This is a genomic window from Agrococcus sp. SL85, assembly GCF_026625845.1.
In the GTDB taxonomy this organism is placed as follows: Bacteria; Actinomycetota; Actinomycetes; order Actinomycetales; family Microbacteriaceae; genus Agrococcus.
The window spans coordinates 1,486,323-1,504,612 of record NZ_CP113066.1; the positions used below are offsets into that span (position 1 = coordinate 1,486,323).

Genomic DNA, 18,290 nt, shown 5'->3' on the forward strand with positions numbered 1-18,290 from the left:
ATATGGGGTCGCGGACGACCCCACGTGCGCCTCCCATCCGGACTCTCACCGTCGGTGCTGGAATTCCACCAGCTCAACCGATCGGGACACCGATCGGGTCGCGGACTCTCACCGCCGGTTCAGACTTGCACTGACCCCGGGCACGTTGCACTCCCAGCCTACAACTCGCGATCTGCGAGCCCCATTCCCGCGGCCGCGCGCGCTATTGTCATACTCAGTGCAGAAATCTGAGGACGGGAGCGGCATGGAGACCACCTGGCTCGGCGAGGGCGCCGATCATCGCGAGACCTACGCGCTGCAGCGGCGCCTCCACGCCGAGGTCGCCGACGGCACGCGCGGCCCCACCCTGCTGCTCCTCGAGCACGCGAGCGTCTACACCGCCGGCACCTCGACCCAGCCGGGCGACCTGCCCACCGACGGCAGCGAGGTCATCGAGGTCGACCGCGGGGGCCGCATCACCTGGCACGGCCCCGGGCAGCTCGTCGCCTACCCGATCGTCGCCCTGCCGGAGGCCGTCCGCGTCGTCGACTGGGTGCGGCGCCTCGAGGAGGCCGCGATCCGCGCCCTCGCCGCCCACGACCTCGCCACCGGGCGCATCGCCGGCCGCGCGGGCGTGTGGATCGCCGACGACGCGGGGGAGCGCAAGGTCGCCCAGGTGGGCGTCCGCGTGGAGCGCCGCACCTCGCTCCACGGCGTCGCCATCAACGTCGAGAACGCGCTCGCGCCCTTCGAGGCGATCGTGCCGTGCGGCATCGCCGACGCGGGCGTCACGACCCTCGCGCTCGAGACCGGACGGAGCCCCGGGGTCGAGGCGATGGGTCGCGCGTACGCCGCGGCGCTCGAGCCGCTGCTGACCTTCGAGCCCTTCGAGAGCGTGGGCGTCGCCACGCGCCCCGTGCCCGTCGTCGCCCGCGAGGCGGTGCCCGCATGACGCTCGCGCAGGACGCAGGTCGGATCGAGGCGCAGGGCGGAGGCCGTGAGGAGGCGCAGGGCGGAGGCCGGGTCGAGCCGCAGGGCCGTCGCATGCTGCGGCTCGAGGCGCGCAACGCGCAGACGCCCATCGAGCGGAAGCCCCCGTGGATCAAGACGCGGGCGCGCATGGGCCCGCAGTACACCGAGCTGCAGGAGCTCGTGCGCGACCAGGAGCTGCACACCGTCTGCCAGTCGGCGGGCTGCCCCAACATCTTCGAGTGCTGGGAGGACCGCGAGGCCACCTTCCTCATCGGCGGCGATCAGTGCACGCGCCGCTGCGACTTCTGCCAGATCGACACGGGCAAGCCCGCCCTCCTCGATCGCATGGAGCCGTTCCGCGTCGCGGAGTCGGTGCGCACCATGGGACTGCGCTACGCGACCGTGACCGGCGTCTGCCGCGACGACCTCGACGACGAGGGCATCTGGCTCTACGCCGAGACCGTGCGGCAGATCCACGCCGCGAACCCCGGCGTGGGCGTCGAGATGCTCGCCCCCGACTTCACCGGCCACCGGCACCTGCTCCAGCAGCTGTTCGACACCAGGCCCGAGGTCTTCGCGCACAACGTCGAGACGGTGCCGCGCATCTTCCGGCGCATCCGCCCCGGCTTCCGCTTCGAGCGCAGCCTCGACGTGCTGCGCTGGAGCCGCGAGGACGGCCTCGTGACGAAGTCGAACCTCATCCTCGGCATGGGCGAGACCGACGAGGAGGTCGTGGAGACCCTGCAGGAGCTGCACGACGCGGGCGTCGAGCTCATCACGATCACGCAGTACCTGCGGCCCTCGCCGCGGCACCACCCCGTGGACCGCTGGGTGGAGCCCGAGCGCTTCGCCGAGCTCGGCGAGCTGGCGATGGGCATGGGGTACGCGGGCGTGATGTCGGGCCCGCTCGTGCGCTCGAGCTACCGCGCAGGCCGCCTCTACGCGCAGGCGCTCGCGGTGCGCGGCGGCGCGGCGCCGGAGCCGATCATCACGGGCATGGGCGCCTCGTCCTCGGGCTCGCTCGCGCCCGCATCCGCGCTCGAGCGCATCCCCGCCGCCGCGGCCGCGCCGGTCTCGTCGGGCATCACGAACAACGCCCGCTGACGCGGCAGTCCCCTCGGCCCGGCACGTGGTGTGGTCGCTTCGCGCCCCTGGCGCGCGCGCGCCGACGGGCGCGAAGCGACCACAGTCGGGGCGCGGAGCGACCACACCGGGCAGCGACGCGTTGCGGTGTGGTCGGTTCGCGCCCCTGGCGCGCGCGCCGACGGGCGCGAAGCGACCACAGACGGGGCGCGGAGCGACCACACCGGCCGCCGGTGCGGCGGCGGCGTCCCGAGAGGGTCGGGCCAGGTCAGCCCAGGTCGGGCCAGGGGAGGGCCTCGGCGGGCGCCTCGCCCGACGAGGGCCGAACGGCGTGGTGCTGCTGCTCGGGGACGCCCCGGTGCAGGCCCTCGCGCACGCCGAGGTACGAGAAGCCGGCCGCCTTCGCCACCCGCATCGAGGCCGTGTTGCCCACGTAGCAGGCCCAGCGCACCTCCGGCCAGGTGAGGCAGCCGTCGGCGTGCCCCACGGCCGCGCGCACGGCGTCGGCCATGAGGCCGCGACCCTGGCCCTCCGGGTGGAGCCAGAAGCCCACCTCGACGGAGCCCTCGCGGAGGCCCAGGACGCCCATGAGCGGGCCGTGCAGGCTCTCTCGGATCGCCCAGACGCGCTCGTCGTGCTCGCCGCGCCAGCCCGCGGGCACGAACTCGCGCACGAACGCCTCCGCGTCGGCGCGGCGGTAGGGCACGGGCGTCTCGAGCCAGCGCTCGGCGGCGGGCGTCGTGCACGCCTCGAGCACGCGGTCGACGTCGCCCTCGCGAAGGGCGGTGAGCATCCCGCGGCTGCCGAGGACCGGCAGCGACGGGCCGGCGAGCGGCGCGGTCATCGGAGCCCCATCGCCTCCAGCGCTCGGCCGAGCGTCGCGTCGGCCACCTCGGCGGCGCGCTCGGCATTGTGTGCGAGGAGCCGGTCGAGCTCGGCCGGGTCGGCGAGCAGCTCGAGCGTGCGCTCGCGCACGGGCGCGAGCTCGGCGACCACGGCGTCCGCGACGGCGGTCTTGAAGGCGCCGTAGCCCTGGCCGTCGTGCTCGGCCGCCAGGTCGTCGACGCCGCGGCCGGTGGTGGCGGCGAGGATGCCGAGCAGGTTCGTGACGCCCGGCTTCGCGGCCTTGTCGGCGCGGATCGAGCCCTCGGTGTCGGTGACCGCGGAGCGGATCTTCTTCGCGGTGCGCGCGGGCTCGTCGAGCAGCCACACGACGCCCTTGTCGGTCTCGGCCGACTTCGACATCTTCGAGACCGGGTTCTGCAGGTCGTAGATGCGCGCGCCGGAGTCGAGGATGACGGGCTTCGGCACGGTGAAGGTCGTCCCGAAGCGCTTGTTGAAGCGCTCCGCGAGGTCGCGCGTGAGCTCGACGTGCTGCTTCTGGTCGTCGCCGACCGGCACCACCTGGGTGTCGTAGAGCAGGATGTCGGCCGCCATGAGGATCGGGTAGGTGAACAGGCCCACCGAGGCCGCCTCCTGCCCGCCCTTGGCGGTCTTGTCCTTGAACTGCGTCATCCGGCTGGCCTCGCCGAAGCCCGTGATCGTCGAGAGCAGCCACTGCAGCTGCGCGTGCGCGGCCACGTGCGACTGCACGTAGAGGCACGAGCGGTCCGGGTCGATGCCGCCCGCGATGTACTGCGCCGCGAGGGTGCGCACCTGCTCGCGCAGCACCGTCGGGTCCTGCGGGACGGTGATGGCGTGCAGGTCGACGATCGAGAAGAACGCGTCGAAGTCGTCCTGCATCGCGCGCCACTGCTGCAGCGCGCCGATGTAGTTGCCGAGGTGGAGCGAGCCCGACGAGGGCTGCATCCCCGAGTAGAGGCGGGGGAGTGCCATGGATGCTTCCTAGAGGTCGTAGTCGACGATGACGGGCGCGTGGTCGGACCATCGCGCGTCGTAGGCGCTGGCGCGGTCGACGCGGTAGTCGCGCGCCGTCGCCGCGAGCGCGGGGGTGGCCATCTGGTAGTCGATGCGCCAGCCGGTGTCGGTGTCGAAGGCCTTGCCGCGCTGCGACCACCACGTGTACGGGCCGTCGACGCCCGGGTGGTGGGCGCGGCCCACGTCGACCCAGCCGTGGCCGCGGCCGCGGACGCCGTCGGCGCCCGTGACCATGCCGGTGCCGAGGAAGCGGTCGAGGTACGAGCGCTCCTCCGGCAGGAAGCCGGCGTTCTTGCGGTTGGCGCGCCAGTTCTTGATGTCGAGCTCGGTGTGGCCCACGTTGAAGTCGCCCATCACGACGACGTGGTCGCTGTGCTCGCGCAGCTTCGGCAGGCGCTTCGCCATGGAGTCGAGGAAGCGGTACTTGTCGTCCTGCTTGGGGCTGCCGACCTCGCCCGAGTGCACGTAGGTCGAGACGACCGTGAGCGGCACCTCGCCGACGAGGAAGTCGGCCTCGAGCCAGCGGCCCTTCGTGTCGAAGGTCGTGAGGCCGATGTCGGTGCGGTGCCCGATCGACGGCTGGCGCGAGAGCACGGCGACGCCCGCGCGGCCCTTCGCGGTGGCCGGGTCGTGGAGCACGTGCCAGCCGGGCACGAGGGGGATGAGGTCCTCGTCCTGCGCGCGCACCTCCTGCAGCGCGACGATGTCGAAGCCGCCGGCCTCGAGCCACTCGCCCATGCCCTTGCGGAACGCGGCGCGCACGCCGTTGACGTTGACGGAGGCGATGCGGACCATGCTCCGAGCCTACCGAGGCCCGCCGACGCCCTCGGGCCGATCGCCGTGCGGCGGGCTCAGCGCCGCTTCCGCACGAGCCTGCGGTTGAGGTCGGCGATGTCGCCGCCCGCGCGGCGGTTCGCGCGCACCTCCTCGAGCAGCCGCTTCGCGTCCGCCTTCGTGAGCTGCGCGTCGATGCCGCCGGCCTGCACGAGCCGCGTGTAGGCCCGCCCGTGCGCGCCGACCGCGACGTAGGCGAGCACGAGCATGAGCACCTGCATGATGAAGCCCAGCCAGATGAGGATGATGACGGGCGCGGCGATGCCCGCGAGCAGCGGGTTGTTCTCGACGGCGCCGAAGAGGCGCGAGGCGAGCAGCTTCAGGGCGAGGAACGCGAGGGCGCACACGAGCGCCGCGGGCACGATCTGCGCGGCGGGCAGCCGCAGCCGGCCGCCGAAGCGGAACAGCAGCAGCACGATCGCGGTGTCGAGCGCCAGCTGCACCGCGATGCCGACGAGGCCGGAGGCCCAGCCGAGGCCGAGCGCGTCGGCGAGCGAGTCGGTCACCACGAGCACGCCCGCGGAGACCAGCACGAGCAGGCCGAGGGCGACGGCCACCCCGAGGTCGCCGAGCTTCAGCACCACGGCGTTCGACGGGGGCGCGCCGAGCCCGAACATGGCCCGGAACCCCTCCCGGCTCACGCCGATCCACGCGATCGCCGTCACGAGGATCGAGAGGCCCGCCACCACGCCGGCGATGTCGAGGGCGCGGGACTGCGTGAGCTGGTCGACGTCGATCGCGCCGTTGTCGCCGATGAGGCCGGGGATCGCGCCGGCGATCGAGTCGATGACGGCGTCGCGCAGCACGACGTTGTTGCCGAGCACCGCGACGAAGACCGTGAACGCCACGAACAGGGCCGCGAAGAGCGAGAGGAAGGCCGACAGCGTCATGCCCTGCGAGAGCACGGGCCCGCGCTCCTCGGCGAAGCGCTGCCACGCCTTCATGGCGCGCGAGGCCATGATCCGCTGGATGAGCTGCTGCATGCGTGCCTCCTCGTCGCAGGCGCCGCCGGCGCTCCGGTCTGCTCGTGCGGCTCGTCGTCGTGGGGCTCGTTCGCGACCTGCCAGGCCGCCAGCGTAGTGTGGCCGCATGAGTGCGCTCTCAGGGGTCGGGGTCGGTCGCGGCATCGCCGCCGCGAAGGTGCTGCGGATGCCGGAGCCGCTCGCGCCTCCTGGCGACGCGCCGCTCTCGGCGCCCGTCGAGGAGGAGCAGGCGCGCGTGCAGGCCGCGCTCGGGGACGTGGCGGCCGAGCTGCTCGCCCGTGCCGCGTCCGCGGGCGGCGAGGCCCAGCAGGTGCTCGAGGCGGCCGCCCTCATGGCGCAGGATCCCGCGATCCTCGACGACGTCCGCGCCCGCATGGACGCCGGCGCGAACGCCGAGCGCGCGACGTGGGACGCCTACGGCGGCTTCCGCGACCTGCTCCTCTCGATGGGCGGCTACATGGCCGAGCGCGCCACCGACCTCGACGACGTCGCCCAGCGCGTCGTCGCGCGGCTCCGCGGCGTGCCCGCGCCGGGCGTGCCCGCCTCCGAGGAGCCCTTCATCCTCGTGGCGCGCGACCTCGCGCCCGCCGACACGGCGACGCTCGACCTCGAGAAGACGCTCGCGCTCGTCACGCAGGACGGCGGCCCCACGTCGCACACGGCGATCCTGGCGCGCTCGAAGTCGCTGCCTGCCGTCGTGGGCGTCACGGGCCTGCTCGACGCCGTGCGCGACGGCCAGCGCGCCATCGTCGACGCACGCACGGGCTCCATCGAGCTCGATCCCTCCGACGACGCGATCGCCGCGGCGCGCGCCGAGCGCGAGGAGCGCCTCGCCGCCGCCTCGGCACCCATCACCGACGGCGCCCTCGCCGACGGCACGAAGGTGCCGCTGCTCGCGAACCTCGGCTCGCCCAAGGAGGCCGCGAACGCGGTCGCGCTGGGCGCGGAGGGCGTGGGCCTGTTCCGCACCGAGTTCCTCTTCCTCGACGCGGCCTCGGCGCCGACCGTCGAGCAGCAGACCGCCGCGTACACCGAGCTGCTGCAGGCGTTCCCCGGGAAGAAGGTCGTCGTGCGCGCGCTCGACGCCGGCGCCGACAAGCCGCTGGCGTTCCTCAACGACGCGCACGAGGAGAACCCTGCGCTGGGCCTGCGCGGCATCCGGGCGCTGCGCGCCTCGGAGCAGATCCTCCGCGACCAGCTCACGGCGCTCGCGCACGCGCAGGGCGCGACCGAGGCCGAGCTGTGGGTCATGGCGCCGATGATCGCCGACGTCGAGGAGACCGAGTACTTCGTGGCGCTCGGGCGCGAGCTGGGGCTCCGCACGGTGGGCGCGATGGCGGAGGTGCCCTCGATCGCCGTGCTCGCCGACCAGGTGCTCGAGGCCGCCGACTTCGTCTCGATCGGCACGAACGACCTGACGCAGTACACGATGGCGGCCGACCGCCAGCTCGGCTCGGTCTCGTCGTTCCAGGACCCGTGGCACCCGGCGGTGCTGCGCCTCGTCAAGCTGCTCGGCGAGGCGGGCGCCGCGAGCGGCAAGCCCGTGGGCGTCTGCGGCGAGGCGGCGGCCGACCCGGCGCTCGCGGTCGTGCTCGTGGGCCTCGGCGTCACCTCGCTGTCGATGAGCCCCTCGGCGCTCGCCGACGTGCGCGCCGAGCTGCTCACGGTGACGCTCGAGGAGGCGCGCGCGCGCGCCGCCCGCGCGATCGCTGCGCGCTCGGCCGCCGAGGCGCGGGAGCGGGCGGCCGGCTGAGCCGGACCTTCCTCGCTGGTCGAGGAGGCGCTGCCGGAGGCGCTGCCGTCACGAGGCTCTGCCGGGCGCGCAGGTCTCGTGACGCGTGCGGCTGCGCCGCGCGCTCCTCGACCGACGGTCGGTTGCGCGCGTGCCGGTGCTCCGATCAGCCCACGACGCGGGCGACGGCGGCCGCGAACGCGCGAGCGCGCTCGCGCTCCGCCTCGATCGGCGCGACCACGACCTCCTGCGCCACGACGCGCACCTGCGCCTGCAGCCGCCGCCGGGCGCGTGCCCGCCGCGCCGCCCCGATCGCGCCGCCGAGCAGCGCGCCGAGGAGCCCGAGCAGCACGCCGAGGGCGACCCCGCCGAGCAGCGCCAGCAGCGGCACCGGCCACCCGTCGAGCCACGTGCCGGTGCCCGCCACCTGCGGGATCGTCGGCGCCACCATGCCCCACAGCGGCAGCACCACCGGCAGCAGCAGCCACACGCCGCCCACGACCGCGGCGACGAGCGCGAGCCACTGGATCGCGCCCAGCAGCGGCCACCACCAGGACCCGCGCGCCCCGAGGTCGGTGCGCGCCACGGCGCGGTCGAGACTCGGCCGGCAGCGCGTCGAGCGCCTCCGCCGAGCGCTCCCGGATCGCCGTGACCCATCCGTCGGCGAGCCCCGCGGCCGCCGCATCGGCGTAGCCGCGCACCGCCTGGCCGGCCTGCGCGCGCTGCGCCGGCCCCATGGGCGGCAGCGAGGTGCGATGCAGGTCGGCGTCGCGACCGCGCTCGCGGCCCACCGCGAGGTGCAGGCGCCGCAGCGGATCGGGCGAGAGCCGCAGCAGCCAGGCGGTCACGGGCCAGCCCGTGACCTGCCCCGCGCGCTTCCGGTACGAGCCCGCCACTGCCTGCGCCACCGCATCCGCGCGCGCCGCCTCTGCGAGCCCGTGCTCGAGCGCCTGCGCCTCTGCCTTCCGCAGCGCTCCCGGCGTGCCGGCGGCCCCCAGTCGTGCCGCGCTCGCCCGGGCGTCGGCCGCGAGCCGCTCCGAGGCTGCGCGACGCCCCTCGGCGAACCGCGCGATCCGCTGCCGCAGCGCCTCCACGCCCTCGCCTGAGCGGGCCGAGACCGGCAGCACCTCGACGCGCTGGAGCCCGTCGCTGCGCAGCACACCGCCGAGCGAGGCCGCGACGCGCGGCACCTCGGCGGGCGGCAGCAGGTCGACCTGGTTGAGCACCACGGCGGTGACCGCAGCGTGCGTCGCGAGCGGGGCGATGAAGTCGCGGTGGATGACGGCGTCGGCGTACTTCTGCGGATCCACGACCCACACGAGCACGTCGACCTGGCCCGCGAGGCGCTCGGCGATCGCGCGGTGCTCGAGGGCGACGGAGTCGAAGTCGGGCAGGTCGATGAGCACGACGGGCAGCGCCGCGTCGCCCGCGAAGGGCCGATCCATGATGCGCCGCTCGCGCACCTCGAGCCAGTCGAGCAGCGGCGCCGCCCCGTGCGGCTCCCAGACGGCGGCGAGCGCCTCGGAGGTCGTGGGACGGCGCACGTGCGTGCGGGCGACGGCCTCGCCCGCGACGGCGTTCAGGAGCGAGGACTTGCCCGAGCCCGTGGCGCCGAAGAAGCCCACGACCGTGTGCGCCGAGGAGCGCGCTCGACGCTCCCGCGCGCGATCGGCGACGCGGCGCGCGGCGGCGAGCTCGGCCTCGGGCACGCGGCCCTCGCCCAGGCTCGACCGCCTCGGCGAGCGCCGCGAGCAGCGCGTCGACGTCGGGCTCCGCCCGGCGGCTCACGGCGCGCGCCCCGGGCCGCGCCAGCCCTCGCTGTCGGCGCCGGGCTCCAGCGCGCGCTGCTCCCCGGCCTCCGCCTCGACCTCGACCTCCGTCGCCGCGTCGGCCTCGGTCGCCTCCGCCTCGTCGTCGATCGCCTCGCCCTCCACGAGGTCGCTGCGCTCGAGCGCGCGGGAGGGGCCGGCGTCCGGCCGCTCCACCGCCGCCATCGCCGCGACGAGCCTCGGCGGCCGCGTCGCGCAGGGCGTCGCCGTGGGCGCCCGCCTCGACCGGGCCGAGCAGCGCATCCCACCGCGCCGCCTCCTCGTCGAGCAGCGCGCCGACGCGCCGCTCGAGGTCGGCGCGCGCCTCTGCCGCGAGCCGCCGCACGGCGTCCTCGCCGAAGATCGTCTCGAGCAGCTTCTGGCCGACGACGGCCGAGCCGCCCGCGATCGCCAGCTCGCCGCCCGTCAGCCCGCCCGTCGCGGCGAACACGACGACCATGAGGGCGACCGTGATGGCGTTGAGGCCGAGCGACATGACGCGCGCCCTCGTGCGCTTGCCGGCCGCCTGCTCCGAGACGAGCTCGACGAGGCCCTGCTGCCAGTCGCGCACGAGGCGGGCGGAGCGCTCGGCGAGATCGGGGGAGGCGTGCGAGAGGTCGTGGCCCGCGGTGAGCTCGCGGCCCGCGGCGCTGCGCCGGATGCGCTGCCAGGCGTCGGCGGCGGCGCGCTCGGCCTCGTCGACCATGACGGCGTGGAGGCCGCTCTCGAGCTCGCGCTCCACCTCGACGGTGGGTGCCGGGCGCCCCTGGAACCACGCGGTGACCTGGTCGCGCGTGCGCGAGAACCACGACTCGACCGAGCGGAAGACGTCGCTCGTGCCGACGAAGTCCTGCCAGCGGGCCAGCACCTCGCCGCGGAGCAGCGCGCCGTCCTTCGTGGCGTCGCCGATGCGGGCGGCGGCGTCGCGGTGCGCGTCGTCGATCGTGCCCCGGAGGTCGGTCGCGGTCACGAGCTGCTCGTCGCGAGCGTCGGCGACGGCGCGCGCGGTCACCGCGAGCCGGTCGACGGCGCCCGCGAGCGTGCGGCCGGCGACGCGGGCGCGCTCGGCGCGGTCGCCCGCGATGCCGGCGAGCCAGGCTGCGGATGCCGGCCACCCGCTCCGGCCCGAGCATGCCCCGCTCGTCGAGGGGCGACTCCGGCACCACGAAGACGGGAGCGGCGCCGAGGCCCCGCTCGCCGAGCATCTGGCGGAGGTCCGCCTCCACCTCGTCCTCGGCGCCCGCGGGCACGCGGTTCAGCACGATGCCGACGGTGATGTCGCGCGCGGCGGCGTCGTCGAGCAGCCGCCACGGCACGGCATCCGCATAGCGGTTGGCGGTCGTGGCGAAGAGCCAGAGGTCGGCCGCCGCGAGCAGCTGCGCGGCGAGCGCGCGGTTCTCGTCGGCGATGGAGTCGACGTCGGGCGCATCGAGGATCGCGAGGCCCGCGGGCACCCGAGCGTCGGCGACGAGCACGACCGAGCCGATGAGCGCGGCATCCGGATCCTCGCCCGCCTCGCTCGCCGGCGCCGCCCGCACGGCGCCGCGGATGCGCGCGAGCCCCGGCAGGATGCGCTGCGAGCCGAACCACGCGGCGTCGGCCGGCGCGTGCAGCAGGATCGGCTGCCGCGTCGTCGGGCGGATGACGCCCGTGCGGGTCACGGGCAGCCCGACGAGGCCGTTCACGACGGTCGACTTGCCAGCGCCGGTCGAGCCCCCGACGACGGCGAGCAGGGGAGCGTCGAGGTGCGCGAGCCGCGGCTGGACGTAGTCGTCGATCTGCCGGACCGCGGCCGCGCGCGCGTCGCGCGCGGCATCCGCGCCCGCGATCGAGAGCGGCAGGGCCACGGCGCCCAGGGCGTCGCGCAGCGCGTCGAGCCGGTCGAGCGCCGCGATGGTCGCGTCGGTCACGGCCCGAGTCTGCCCGATGCTCCTGAGCGGCGAGCGCTGCGCGGCGAGCGCTGCGCGGCGAGCCCTACAGCGTCGCCGCCTGCGTGCCGCGGCCGAGCCGCGCGGCGACGGTCATCGCGCCGATCGCGACGCACACGAGCGCCGCGGCGACCCCGATCGCGAACGACGCCGGCTCGGTCGTGAGCCGGCCGACGCCGATCCACGCGATGCCCCAGGTCATGGCGAGCGAGGGCGCGATGCGCCCGCCCGTGCGCAGCGCGATCGCACCGGCGACGAGGCCGGCGACGACGAGCATCACGATGGCCCAGACCTCCCACGCGGCGGGGCGCACGCCCCAGTCGGCCAGCAGCGCTGCGATGTTCGCGACGGTCGCGACGCTCACCCAGCCGAGGTAGAGGCCGAAGGTGCCGTCGACGACGACGGCCTCGAGCGGCCCCTCGGGCCGGCCGCGCCGCAGCTGCTCGACGATGAGCGCCACGACCACCAGGAGCGCGACGATGATGAGGGCCGTGAGGGGCAGGAGGCCCGCGATCGCGACGATGATCCACAGCGCGTTCAGCACGAGCGAGGCGACCGCGAGCCAGCCGATGGCTCGGACGCGCCTGTTGCCGCGGTTCGAGGGCAGCAGCTGCCAGACGGCGAAGAGCAGCAGGCCCAGGTAGATGACGCTCCAGATCGAGAACGCTCCGGAGGCGGGGGCGAGCGGCGTCGCGGTGGCCGAGAGGGCGCCGCCCGACGCGTTCTGCACCTCGAAGCCGCCGATCGCGCCGCCGCCGATGCCGGCCATGGCGAGGGTGACGGGGATGGCGGCGAGCACCGCCCAGGGTCGGATGCGGTCCATCCGGGTCTGCGGCCGGGACGCCGCGGTCTGCACGTTCGTCATGCAGGCACGCTACACATCCAACCTCCGCGCCCGCCGGGAGCGCGCGGAGACGACGACGGCCCGCACCACAGGGGCGCGGGCCGTCGGACGGGGGAGGGGCTAGAGCTTCACGCCCGTCATCATCGCCTGCTTGACCTCGGCGATGGCCTTGGTCACCTGGATGCCGCGCGGGCACGCATCCGTGCAGTTGAAGGTCGTGCGGCAGCGCCACACGCCCTCCTGGTCGTTGAGGATGTCGAGCCGCACCTGCGAGGCCTCGTCGCGCGAGTCGAAGATGAAGCGGTGCGCGTTCACGATCGCCGCCGGGCCGAAGTACTGGCCGTCGGTCCAGAACACCGGGCACGAGGTCGTGCATGCGGCGCAGAGGATGCACTTCGTCGTGTCGTCGAAGCGCTCGCGCTGCGCGATCGTCTGGTGGCGCTCCTTCTCGGGCTTGCCCGTGGCCTGCAGGAAGGGCTGGATCTCGCGGAAGGAGTCGAAGAACGGCTCCATGTTGACGATGAGGTCCTTCTCGAGCGGCAGGCCCTTGATCGCCTCGACGTAGATGGGCTTCGAGATGTCGAAGTCCTTCACGAGCGCCTTGCAGGCGAGGCGGTTGCGGCCGTTGATGCGCATCGCGTCCGAGCCGCACACGCCGTGCGCGCACGAGCGGCGGAACGTCAGCGACGGGTCCTGCTCCCACTTGATGCGGTGCAGGGCGTCGAGGATGCGCTCGGTCGGGTACATCTGCACGTCGTAGTCGACCCAGCGCGGCTCGTCGTCGACCTCCGGGTCGAAGCGGCGCACGATGACCGTGACCGGGAACGACTGCGGCGCCTCGACGGGCTCCGCGGCCTCCGCGGGAGCAGCGGCGGCCGGCTCGGCCGCGCCGCTCGACGTCATCGCGCTCTGCGCGTCTGCGGTCGTCGCCTCCGCGGCGGCCTCGGCCTGCGCCGTCGGATCGCCGGTCTCGGCCTCGCGCTCGAAGCCGGCGCTGTTCTCGTTCTTCTGCTCGCTCATCAGTACTTGCGCTCCGTGGGCTGGTAGTGCGTGACGCGCACCGGCTTCCAGTCGAGGCGGATGCCCTGGGCGCCCGCCGCGCCGGCGTCCGTGCGGTACGCCATCGTGTGCAGCATGTAGGTCTCGTCGTCGCGCGTCGGGTAGTCGTCGCGCATGTGGGCGCCGCGCGACTCCTTGCGGTTGATCGCCGACACCACGAGCACCTCGGCGAGGTCGAGCAGGAAGCCCAGCTCGACGGCCTCGAGGAGGTCGGTGTTGAAGCGGCGGCCGCGGTCGTGGATGCGCACGTTCGGGTAGCGCTCGCGCAGGGCGTCGATGTCGGCGAGCGCCTGCTGCAGCGTCTCCTCGGTGCGGAACACCTGGGCGTTCCGGTCCATCGTCTCCTGCAGCGCCTTGCGGATCTCGGCCACCGACTCGGTGCCCGTGCCCTCGCGCAGCTGCGCGAGCAGCTTCACGACGCCGTCGGCGGCGTTCGCGGGGAGGTCGACGAAGTCGGCGCCCTGCGCGTACGCGGCGGCGTTGTTGCCGGCGCGCTTGCCGAAGACGTTGATGTCGAGGAGCGAGTTGGTGCCCAGGCGGTTGGCGCCGTGCACCGAGACGCACGCGCACTCGCCGGCGGCGTAGAGGCCCGGCACGACGGTCTCGTTGTCGATGAGGACCTCGGCGTCGTTGTTCGTGGGGATGCCGCCCATCGCGTAGTGCGCGGTGGGGTAGACGGGCACGCGCTCGGTGACCGGATCGACGCCCAGGTAGGTGCGCGCGAACTCCGTGATGTCGGGCAGCTTCGTCTCGAGCACCTCGGCGCCGAGGTGCGTCGTGTCGAGGTAGACGTAGTCCTTGTTGGGGCCGGCGCCGCGGCCGTCGAGGACCTCCTGCACCATCGAGCGGGCGACGATGTCGCGCGGCGCGAGGTCCTTGATCGTGGGCGCGTAGCGCTCCATGAAGCGCTCGCCGGAGGCGTTGCGCAGGATCGCGCCCTCGCCGCGGGCGCCCTCGGTGAGGAGGATGCCGAGGCCCGCGAGGCCCGTCGGGTGGAACTGGTAGAACTCCATGTCCTCGAGCGGCAGGCCCTTGCGCCAGATGATGCCGACGCCGTCGCCCGTGAGGGTGTGGGCGTTCGAGGTGGTCTTGAAGATCTTGCCGAAGCCGCCCGTCGCGAAGATGACCGACTTGCCCTGGAAGACGTGGATCTCGCCCGTCGCGAGCTCGTACGCGACGACGCCCGAGACGCGCTGCACGCCGTCGACCTCCGCCATGACGAGGTCGAGCGCGTAGAACTCGTTGAAGAACTCCACGCCGTGCTTCACGCAGTTCTGGTACAGCGTCTGCAGGATCATGTGGCCCGTGCGGTCGGCCGCGTAGCAGGCGCGGCGCACGGGCGCCTTGCCGTGGTCGCGCGTGTGGCCGCCGAAGCGCCGCTGGTCGATCTTGCCCTCGGGCGTGCGGTTGAACGGCAGGCCCATGTTCTCGAGGTCGTAGACCGCGTCGATGGCCTCGCGCGTCAGGATCTCGGCCGAGTCCTGGTCGGTGAGGTAGTCACCGCCCTTGACGGTGTCGTACGTGTGCCACTCGTTGCTGTCCTCCTCCACGTTCGCCAGCGCCGCGGCCATGCCGCCCTGCGCGGCGCCCGTGTGGGAGCGCGTCGGGTAGAGCTTCGTGATGACGGCCGTCGACGCCTTGGGCGCCGACTCGATCGCGGCGCGCATGCCGGCGCCGCCCGCGCCGACGATGACGACGTCGTGCTGGTGGTAGTGGATGCCGTCGGTGACGGTCGTGGTCTCAGCCATGGAAGCGGGGGATCTCCGGGGTCGTGACTAGAGGGACGCGCAGAAGCTCGGCAGGAGCGACGGGTCTGCGGTCTCGGGGCACGGGTTGAACGTGAACGTGATGAGCGTGCCGAGGATGATGAGGATTGCCGCGGCCGCGCCGATCGCGCCGAGCGCGACCTTCCGCAGGCCGGGCTTGTGGATGTAGTCGTTGACGATCGTGCGCATGCCGTTCGAGCCGTGCAGGATCGCGAGCCACAGCATGAGGACGTCCCACCACTGCCAGAACGGGTTCGCGAGCTTGCCGCCCACGAAGCCGAAGTCGACGGCGTGGATGCCGCCGGGCGTCCAGAGCAGGTTGTAGCCCAGATGGCCGAAGATGAGCACGATCAGCACGACGCCGGAGGCGCGCATGAAGATCCAGCCGGCCTTCTCGAGGTTGGGGCCGCGGCGGCCCTTCGAGCGCGCCGGGTAGGCGTAGTTCGGGTTCTCGATGGTCGCGGTCATCAGTGGCCGCCTCCCTCGACGGGCGAGAAGACGTTGATGAGGTGCTGCGGCGTGAAGTAGCCCATGAGGACGACGACGAGGCCGATCACGATCCAGAAGAGCAGGCGCTGGTGCTTCGTCGCCCACGGCCACACGTCGACGAGGATGATGCGCAGGCCGTTCATGGCGTGCAGCACGACCGCGCCGACGAGGCCGACCTCGCCGAGGCCCATGACGGGGTTCTTGTACGTCGCGATCACCGCGTTGTACGCCTCCGGGGAGACCCGGATCAGTGCCGTGTCGAGCACGTGCACCAGGAGGAAGAAGTAGATCGCCACACCGGTGATCCGGTGCAGCACCCACGACCACATGCCCTCGTTGCCGCGGTACAGCGTTCCGCCGATCCGCTCGCGCTTGGGGGCCGGGTCGGGGAGGGTGAGGCTGCTGGTCGTGTCGGACACGCGCAATCCCTCCATCGGTAGCCGGGCTGAGTCATCCCATCCTATGCCTGCGACACGCCGGTGCCCTGACCGTGCGCCGGATCAGGCGCCGACGAGGTCGTCGGCGCCGCGCATCGCCCGGCGCGCCGCGGCGCCGTAGTGCTCGAGCAGCTGCTCCGAGACCGTCGCCCAGGAGCGCCCGAGCACGCGGCGCCTGCCGGCCTCGCCCATGCGGGCGCGCAGCGCCGGGTCGGCGGCGAGCAGCGCGACGGCGCGGCGCAGGGCGACGGCGTCGTCGGGCGCGAAGAGGAAGCCGGTGGTGCCGTGGTCGACGAGGTCGATGGGCCCACCGGCTCGCGGCGCGACGACCGGCAGGCCGCTCGCCGCGGCCTCCTGCAGCGTCTGGCCGAAGGTCTCCTCGGCGCCCGTGTGCACGAAGACGTCCATCGCGCCGTAGGCCGCGCGGAGCGTCTCGCCCGAGCGCTGCCCGAGCATCGCGGGCCGCAGCGGCGCGAGCCGGCGGCGCACGTCGTCCATCGCGGGGCCGTCGCCGACGATCGCGACCCGGATGCCCGGCACGCCCTCGAGCGCGCGGAGGCGCTCGAGGCCCTTCTCGGGAGCGACCCTGCCCACGTAGCCCACGATCGTCTCGCCGTGCGGAGCGATGCGCCGCCGCAGCGACGCCGCGTCCCTGCCGAGGCGGTGGTCCGGGTGGAAGCCGTCGAGGTCGACGCCGCGGGCCCAGCGGTGGACGCGGCGCACGCCCGCCGCCTCGAGGTCCGCGATCGCCGCGGTCGAGGGCGCGAGCGTGCGGTCGGCGGCGTTGTGGATGGCGCGGATCGCCTGCCACGCGACGGCGGCGCCCGCGCCCAGGCGGTTGCGGCGCGCGAAGCCCGCGACGTCCGTCTGGTAGACCGCGACGCTCGGCAGCCCGATCCTGCTCGCCTCGGCGACCGCCTGGCCGCCCAGCATGAAGGGGCTCGCCGCGTGCAGCACGTCGGGCTGGAAGCGGGCGAGCAGCGCGGCCACCTGGGGGCTCGGGAGCCCGACCGGGAACTGCCGGTAGGCGAACGACGGCACCTCGTGCACGGGCACGCCGCGGTAGTGCACGGGCGCGCCGCTCCTGGGCGTGATCACGATGGCCTCGCGGCCCGTGCCGACCAGGTGGTCGAGCACGCGGCAGACGGAGGTCGTCACGCCGTTGACGGTGGGCAGGAAGCTCTCGGTGACGATCGCCACCCTCTCGATGCGCACGCCTGCACGCTACGTCGTGCAAGCGACGCGGCGCGGCGCGCGCGGTGAACGGCGGATGAACGCGCCGTGGGGATCCGCTGGGACGCACCGCGGCGGCGCGCGAGGGCGCCCGCCGCCGCTCGGGGCCGGGGTGGCTAGGCTCGCTCGCGTGACCGAGATCGACGACTTCGTCAGCATCATCCCCGCCGGCGGCGTCGGCTCGAGGCTGTGGCCGCTCTCCCGAGCCGACGCGCCGAAGTTCCTCCACGACCTCACGGGCTCCGGGCGCTCGCTGCTGCGCGCGACCTACGAGCGGCTCGTGCCGCTCACCGGGCCCGGCCGCACGATGGTCGTCACCGGCCGCGCCCACCGGGCGGCGGTCGAGGCGCAGATCCCTGAGCTCGACGACGCGCACATCGTGCTCGAGGCCGATCCCCGCGACTCGACCGTGGCGATCGCGCTCGCCGCGGCGATCCTCCGGCGCCGCGAGCCCGACGTCATCGTCGGCTCCTTCGCCGCCGACCACGTCATCGACGACGAGCGCGCCTTCCGCCGGGTCGTCGCCGAGGCGGTCGTCGCGGCGCGCGGCGGCGCGATCGCGACGATCGGCATCACGCCCACGGAGCCCGCCATCGGCTTCGGCTACATCCACGCGGGCGAGCCCGCGGGCATCGAGGGCGCGCCGCGCGCCGCGACGGTGCGCGCCTTCGTCGAGAAGCCCTCGCTGCAGGTCGCGCGCGAGTACGTCGAGGGCGGCGACCACCTGTGGAACGCCGGCATGTTCATCGCGCGCGCCGACGTGCTGCTCGAGGAGCTCGCGCTCGAGGAGCCGGAGCTCGCGGCGCAGATCGAGGAGCTCGCGGAGGCCTGGGACGAGCCCGCCCGCCGCGGTCCCGCGGTCGACCGCCTGTGGCCGCAGCTGAAGAAGATCGCCATCGACTACGCGATCGCCGAGCCCGCGGCCGCGCGGGGGCGCCTCGTCGTCGTCCCGGGCGACTTCGACTGGGACGACGTGGGCGACTTCTCGGCCGTCGCGAAGCTCCACAACGGCGGGCGGCGCGGGCGCCTCGCGATCCTCGGCGATCAGGGCACGGTGCTCGCCGACTCCGCCTCGGGGATCGTGGTCTCCCAGTCCCGCCGCATCGTGTCGGTCGTCGGCATCCGCGACGTGGTGGTCGTCGACACCCCGGACGCGCTGCTCGTCACGACGACCGACAACGCGCAGCGCGTCAAGCAGGTCGTCGACGCGGTCCGCCGCAGCGGCAACACCGACGCGCTGTAGCCGCCGCGCGCTCGCCGCGCCG

16 protein-coding genes, 2 pseudogenes and 1 riboswitch are annotated in these 18,290 nt (G+C 74.2%); of the genes and pseudogenes, 4 read left to right on the forward strand and 14 right to left on the reverse strand.

The window, feature by feature from the left end; genetic code table 11:
- Positions 1-20 precede the first annotated feature (20 nt).
- Positions 21-148: riboswitch (FMN riboswitch) on the reverse strand.
- 96 nt (positions 149-244) lie between these two features.
- Positions 245-931 (forward strand): lipoyl(octanoyl) transferase LipB, encoded by a 687-nt coding sequence (lipB, locus tag OVA14_RS07405; protein ID WP_267503293.1) that lies wholly within the window; start codon positions 245-247, stop codon positions 929-931.
- Between the two features lie 92 nt (positions 932-1,023).
- Complete coding sequence (gene lipA / locus OVA14_RS07410) at positions 1,024-2,055, forward strand: lipoyl synthase (protein ID WP_267505523.1); 1,032 nt, start codon at positions 1,024-1,026, stop codon at positions 2,053-2,055.
- A 247-nt stretch (positions 2,056-2,302) separates the two neighbouring features.
- On the opposite strand, the gene OVA14_RS07415 is transcribed toward lipA, so the two are convergent.
- Genes OVA14_RS07415 through OVA14_RS07430 form a run of 4 tightly spaced genes read right to left on the reverse strand, consistent with a single transcriptional unit; the run spans position 2,303 to position 5,729 of the window.
- Positions 2,303-2,878 carry a GNAT family N-acetyltransferase gene (locus tag OVA14_RS07415; protein ID WP_267503294.1) on the reverse strand — a complete coding sequence of 192 codons (576 nt, stop codon included), beginning with the start codon at positions 2,876-2,878 and terminating at the stop codon, positions 2,303-2,305.
- Positions 2,875-3,870, reverse strand: coding sequence for a tryptophan--tRNA ligase (trpS, locus tag OVA14_RS07420; protein ID WP_267503295.1), 996 nt, complete (start codon positions 3,868-3,870; stop codon positions 2,875-2,877). Before trpS ends, OVA14_RS07415 begins: the two co-directional genes overlap by 4 nt.
- Before the next feature lie 9 nt (positions 3,871-3,879).
- Positions 3,880-4,707: an exodeoxyribonuclease III gene (locus tag OVA14_RS07425; RefSeq protein WP_267503296.1), complete on the reverse strand. Its 828-nt coding sequence runs from the start codon at positions 4,705-4,707 to the stop codon at positions 3,880-3,882.
- Between the two features lie 56 nt (positions 4,708-4,763).
- Entirely contained in the window at positions 4,764-5,729 is a 966-nt protein-coding gene (locus OVA14_RS07430; protein WP_267503297.1) for a YihY/virulence factor BrkB family protein, read from the reverse strand.
- A 106-nt stretch (positions 5,730-5,835) separates the two neighbouring features.
- Between OVA14_RS07430 and ptsP the strand changes: the two genes are divergently transcribed.
- Positions 5,836-7,482, forward strand: coding sequence for a phosphoenolpyruvate--protein phosphotransferase (gene ptsP, locus OVA14_RS07435; protein WP_267503298.1), 1,647 nt, complete (start codon positions 5,836-5,838; stop codon positions 7,480-7,482).
- 145 nt (positions 7,483-7,627) lie between these two features.
- Here ptsP and OVA14_RS07440 read toward each other — a convergent pair whose 3' ends face one another.
- From OVA14_RS07440 to OVA14_RS07485, 10 genes and pseudogenes are all read right to left on the reverse strand, one after another.
- Positions 7,628-8,047: a hypothetical protein gene (locus tag OVA14_RS07440; RefSeq protein WP_267503299.1), complete on the reverse strand. Its 420-nt coding sequence runs from the start codon at positions 8,045-8,047 to the stop codon at positions 7,628-7,630.
- Between the two features lie 763 nt (positions 8,048-8,810).
- Positions 8,811-9,170, reverse strand: a pseudogene (locus OVA14_RS07445) (GTPase); the annotation flags it as partial.
- Positions 9,171-9,245: 75 nt separating this feature from the next.
- The gene (locus OVA14_RS07450; protein ID WP_267503300.1) at positions 9,246-9,455 is read right to left on the reverse strand and encodes a hypothetical protein; all 210 of its coding nucleotides are present in this window, start codon (positions 9,453-9,455) and stop codon (positions 9,246-9,248) included.
- A gap of 1,193 nt (positions 9,456-10,648) precedes the next feature.
- A pseudogene (locus tag OVA14_RS13505) lies at positions 10,649-11,179 on the reverse strand (ABC transporter); the annotation flags it as partial.
- A 64-nt stretch (positions 11,180-11,243) separates the two neighbouring features.
- A complete protein-coding gene (locus OVA14_RS07460; RefSeq protein WP_267503301.1) occupies positions 11,244-12,062 on the reverse strand; it encodes a tryptophan-rich sensory protein in 819 nt (272 codons plus the stop codon).
- Positions 12,063-12,161: 99 nt separating this feature from the next.
- A complete protein-coding gene (locus OVA14_RS07465) occupies positions 12,162-12,944 on the reverse strand; it encodes a succinate dehydrogenase iron-sulfur subunit (protein WP_267505524.1) in 783 nt (260 codons plus the stop codon).
- A 116-nt stretch (positions 12,945-13,060) separates the two neighbouring features.
- Positions 13,061-14,848: a succinate dehydrogenase flavoprotein subunit gene (sdhA, locus tag OVA14_RS07470; RefSeq protein WP_267503302.1), complete on the reverse strand. Its 1,788-nt coding sequence runs from the start codon at positions 14,846-14,848 to the stop codon at positions 13,061-13,063.
- Between the two features lie 27 nt (positions 14,849-14,875).
- Positions 14,876-15,334, reverse strand: a complete 459-nt coding sequence (gene sdhD, locus OVA14_RS07475) for a succinate dehydrogenase, hydrophobic membrane anchor protein (RefSeq protein ID WP_267503303.1) — start codon at positions 15,332-15,334, stop codon at positions 14,876-14,878.
- Positions 15,334-15,717: a succinate dehydrogenase, cytochrome b556 subunit gene (sdhC, locus tag OVA14_RS07480; RefSeq protein ID WP_267505525.1), complete on the reverse strand. Its 384-nt coding sequence runs from the start codon at positions 15,715-15,717 to the stop codon at positions 15,334-15,336. The genes sdhD and sdhC overlap by 1 nt, the downstream gene beginning before the upstream one ends.
- Before the next feature lie 138 nt (positions 15,718-15,855).
- Positions 15,856-17,007 (reverse strand): glycosyltransferase family 4 protein, encoded by a 1,152-nt coding sequence (locus OVA14_RS07485; protein ID WP_267503304.1) that lies wholly within the window; start codon positions 17,005-17,007, stop codon positions 15,856-15,858.
- Positions 17,008-17,137: 130 nt separating this feature from the next.
- On the opposite strand from OVA14_RS07485, the gene OVA14_RS07490 reads away from it, so the two are divergent.
- Positions 17,138-18,268, forward strand: a complete 1,131-nt coding sequence (locus OVA14_RS07490; RefSeq protein ID WP_420710568.1) for a mannose-1-phosphate guanylyltransferase — start codon at positions 17,138-17,140, stop codon at positions 18,266-18,268.
- Positions 18,269-18,290 lie beyond the last annotated feature (22 nt).

Coding starts and splice junctions, on each gene's coding strand:
- lipB (WP_267503293.1), top strand. CDS start 245: ATGGAGACCACCTGGCTCGGCGAGGGCGCCGATCATCGCGAGACCTAC.
- lipA (WP_267505523.1), top strand. CDS start 1,024: ATGCTGCGGCTCGAGGCGCGCAACGCGCAGACGCCCATCGAGCGGAAG.
- OVA14_RS07415 (WP_267503294.1), bottom strand. CDS start 2,878: ATGACCGCGCCGCTCGCCGGCCCGTCGCTGCCGGTCCTCGGCAGCCGC.
- trpS (WP_267503295.1), bottom strand. CDS start 3,870: ATGGCACTCCCCCGCCTCTACTCGGGGATGCAGCCCTCGTCGGGCTCG.
- OVA14_RS07425 (WP_267503296.1), bottom strand. CDS start 4,707: ATGGTCCGCATCGCCTCCGTCAACGTCAACGGCGTGCGCGCCGCGTTC.
- OVA14_RS07430 (WP_267503297.1), bottom strand. CDS start 5,729: ATGCAGCAGCTCATCCAGCGGATCATGGCCTCGCGCGCCATGAAGGCG.
- ptsP (WP_267503298.1), top strand. CDS start 5,836: ATGAGTGCGCTCTCAGGGGTCGGGGTCGGTCGCGGCATCGCCGCCGCG.
- OVA14_RS07450 (WP_267503300.1), bottom strand. CDS start 9,455: ATGGCGGCGGTGGAGCGGCCGGACGCCGGCCCCTCCCGCGCGCTCGAG.
- OVA14_RS07460 (WP_267503301.1), bottom strand. CDS start 12,062: ATGACGAACGTGCAGACCGCGGCGTCCCGGCCGCAGACCCGGATGGAC.
- OVA14_RS07465 (WP_267505524.1), bottom strand. CDS start 12,944: ATGACGTCGAGCGGCGCGGCCGAGCCGGCCGCCGCTGCTCCCGCGGAG.
- sdhA (WP_267503302.1), bottom strand. CDS start 14,848: ATGGCTGAGACCACGACCGTCACCGACGGCATCCACTACCACCAGCAC.
- sdhD (WP_267503303.1), bottom strand. CDS start 15,334: ATGACCGCGACCATCGAGAACCCGAACTACGCCTACCCGGCGCGCTCG.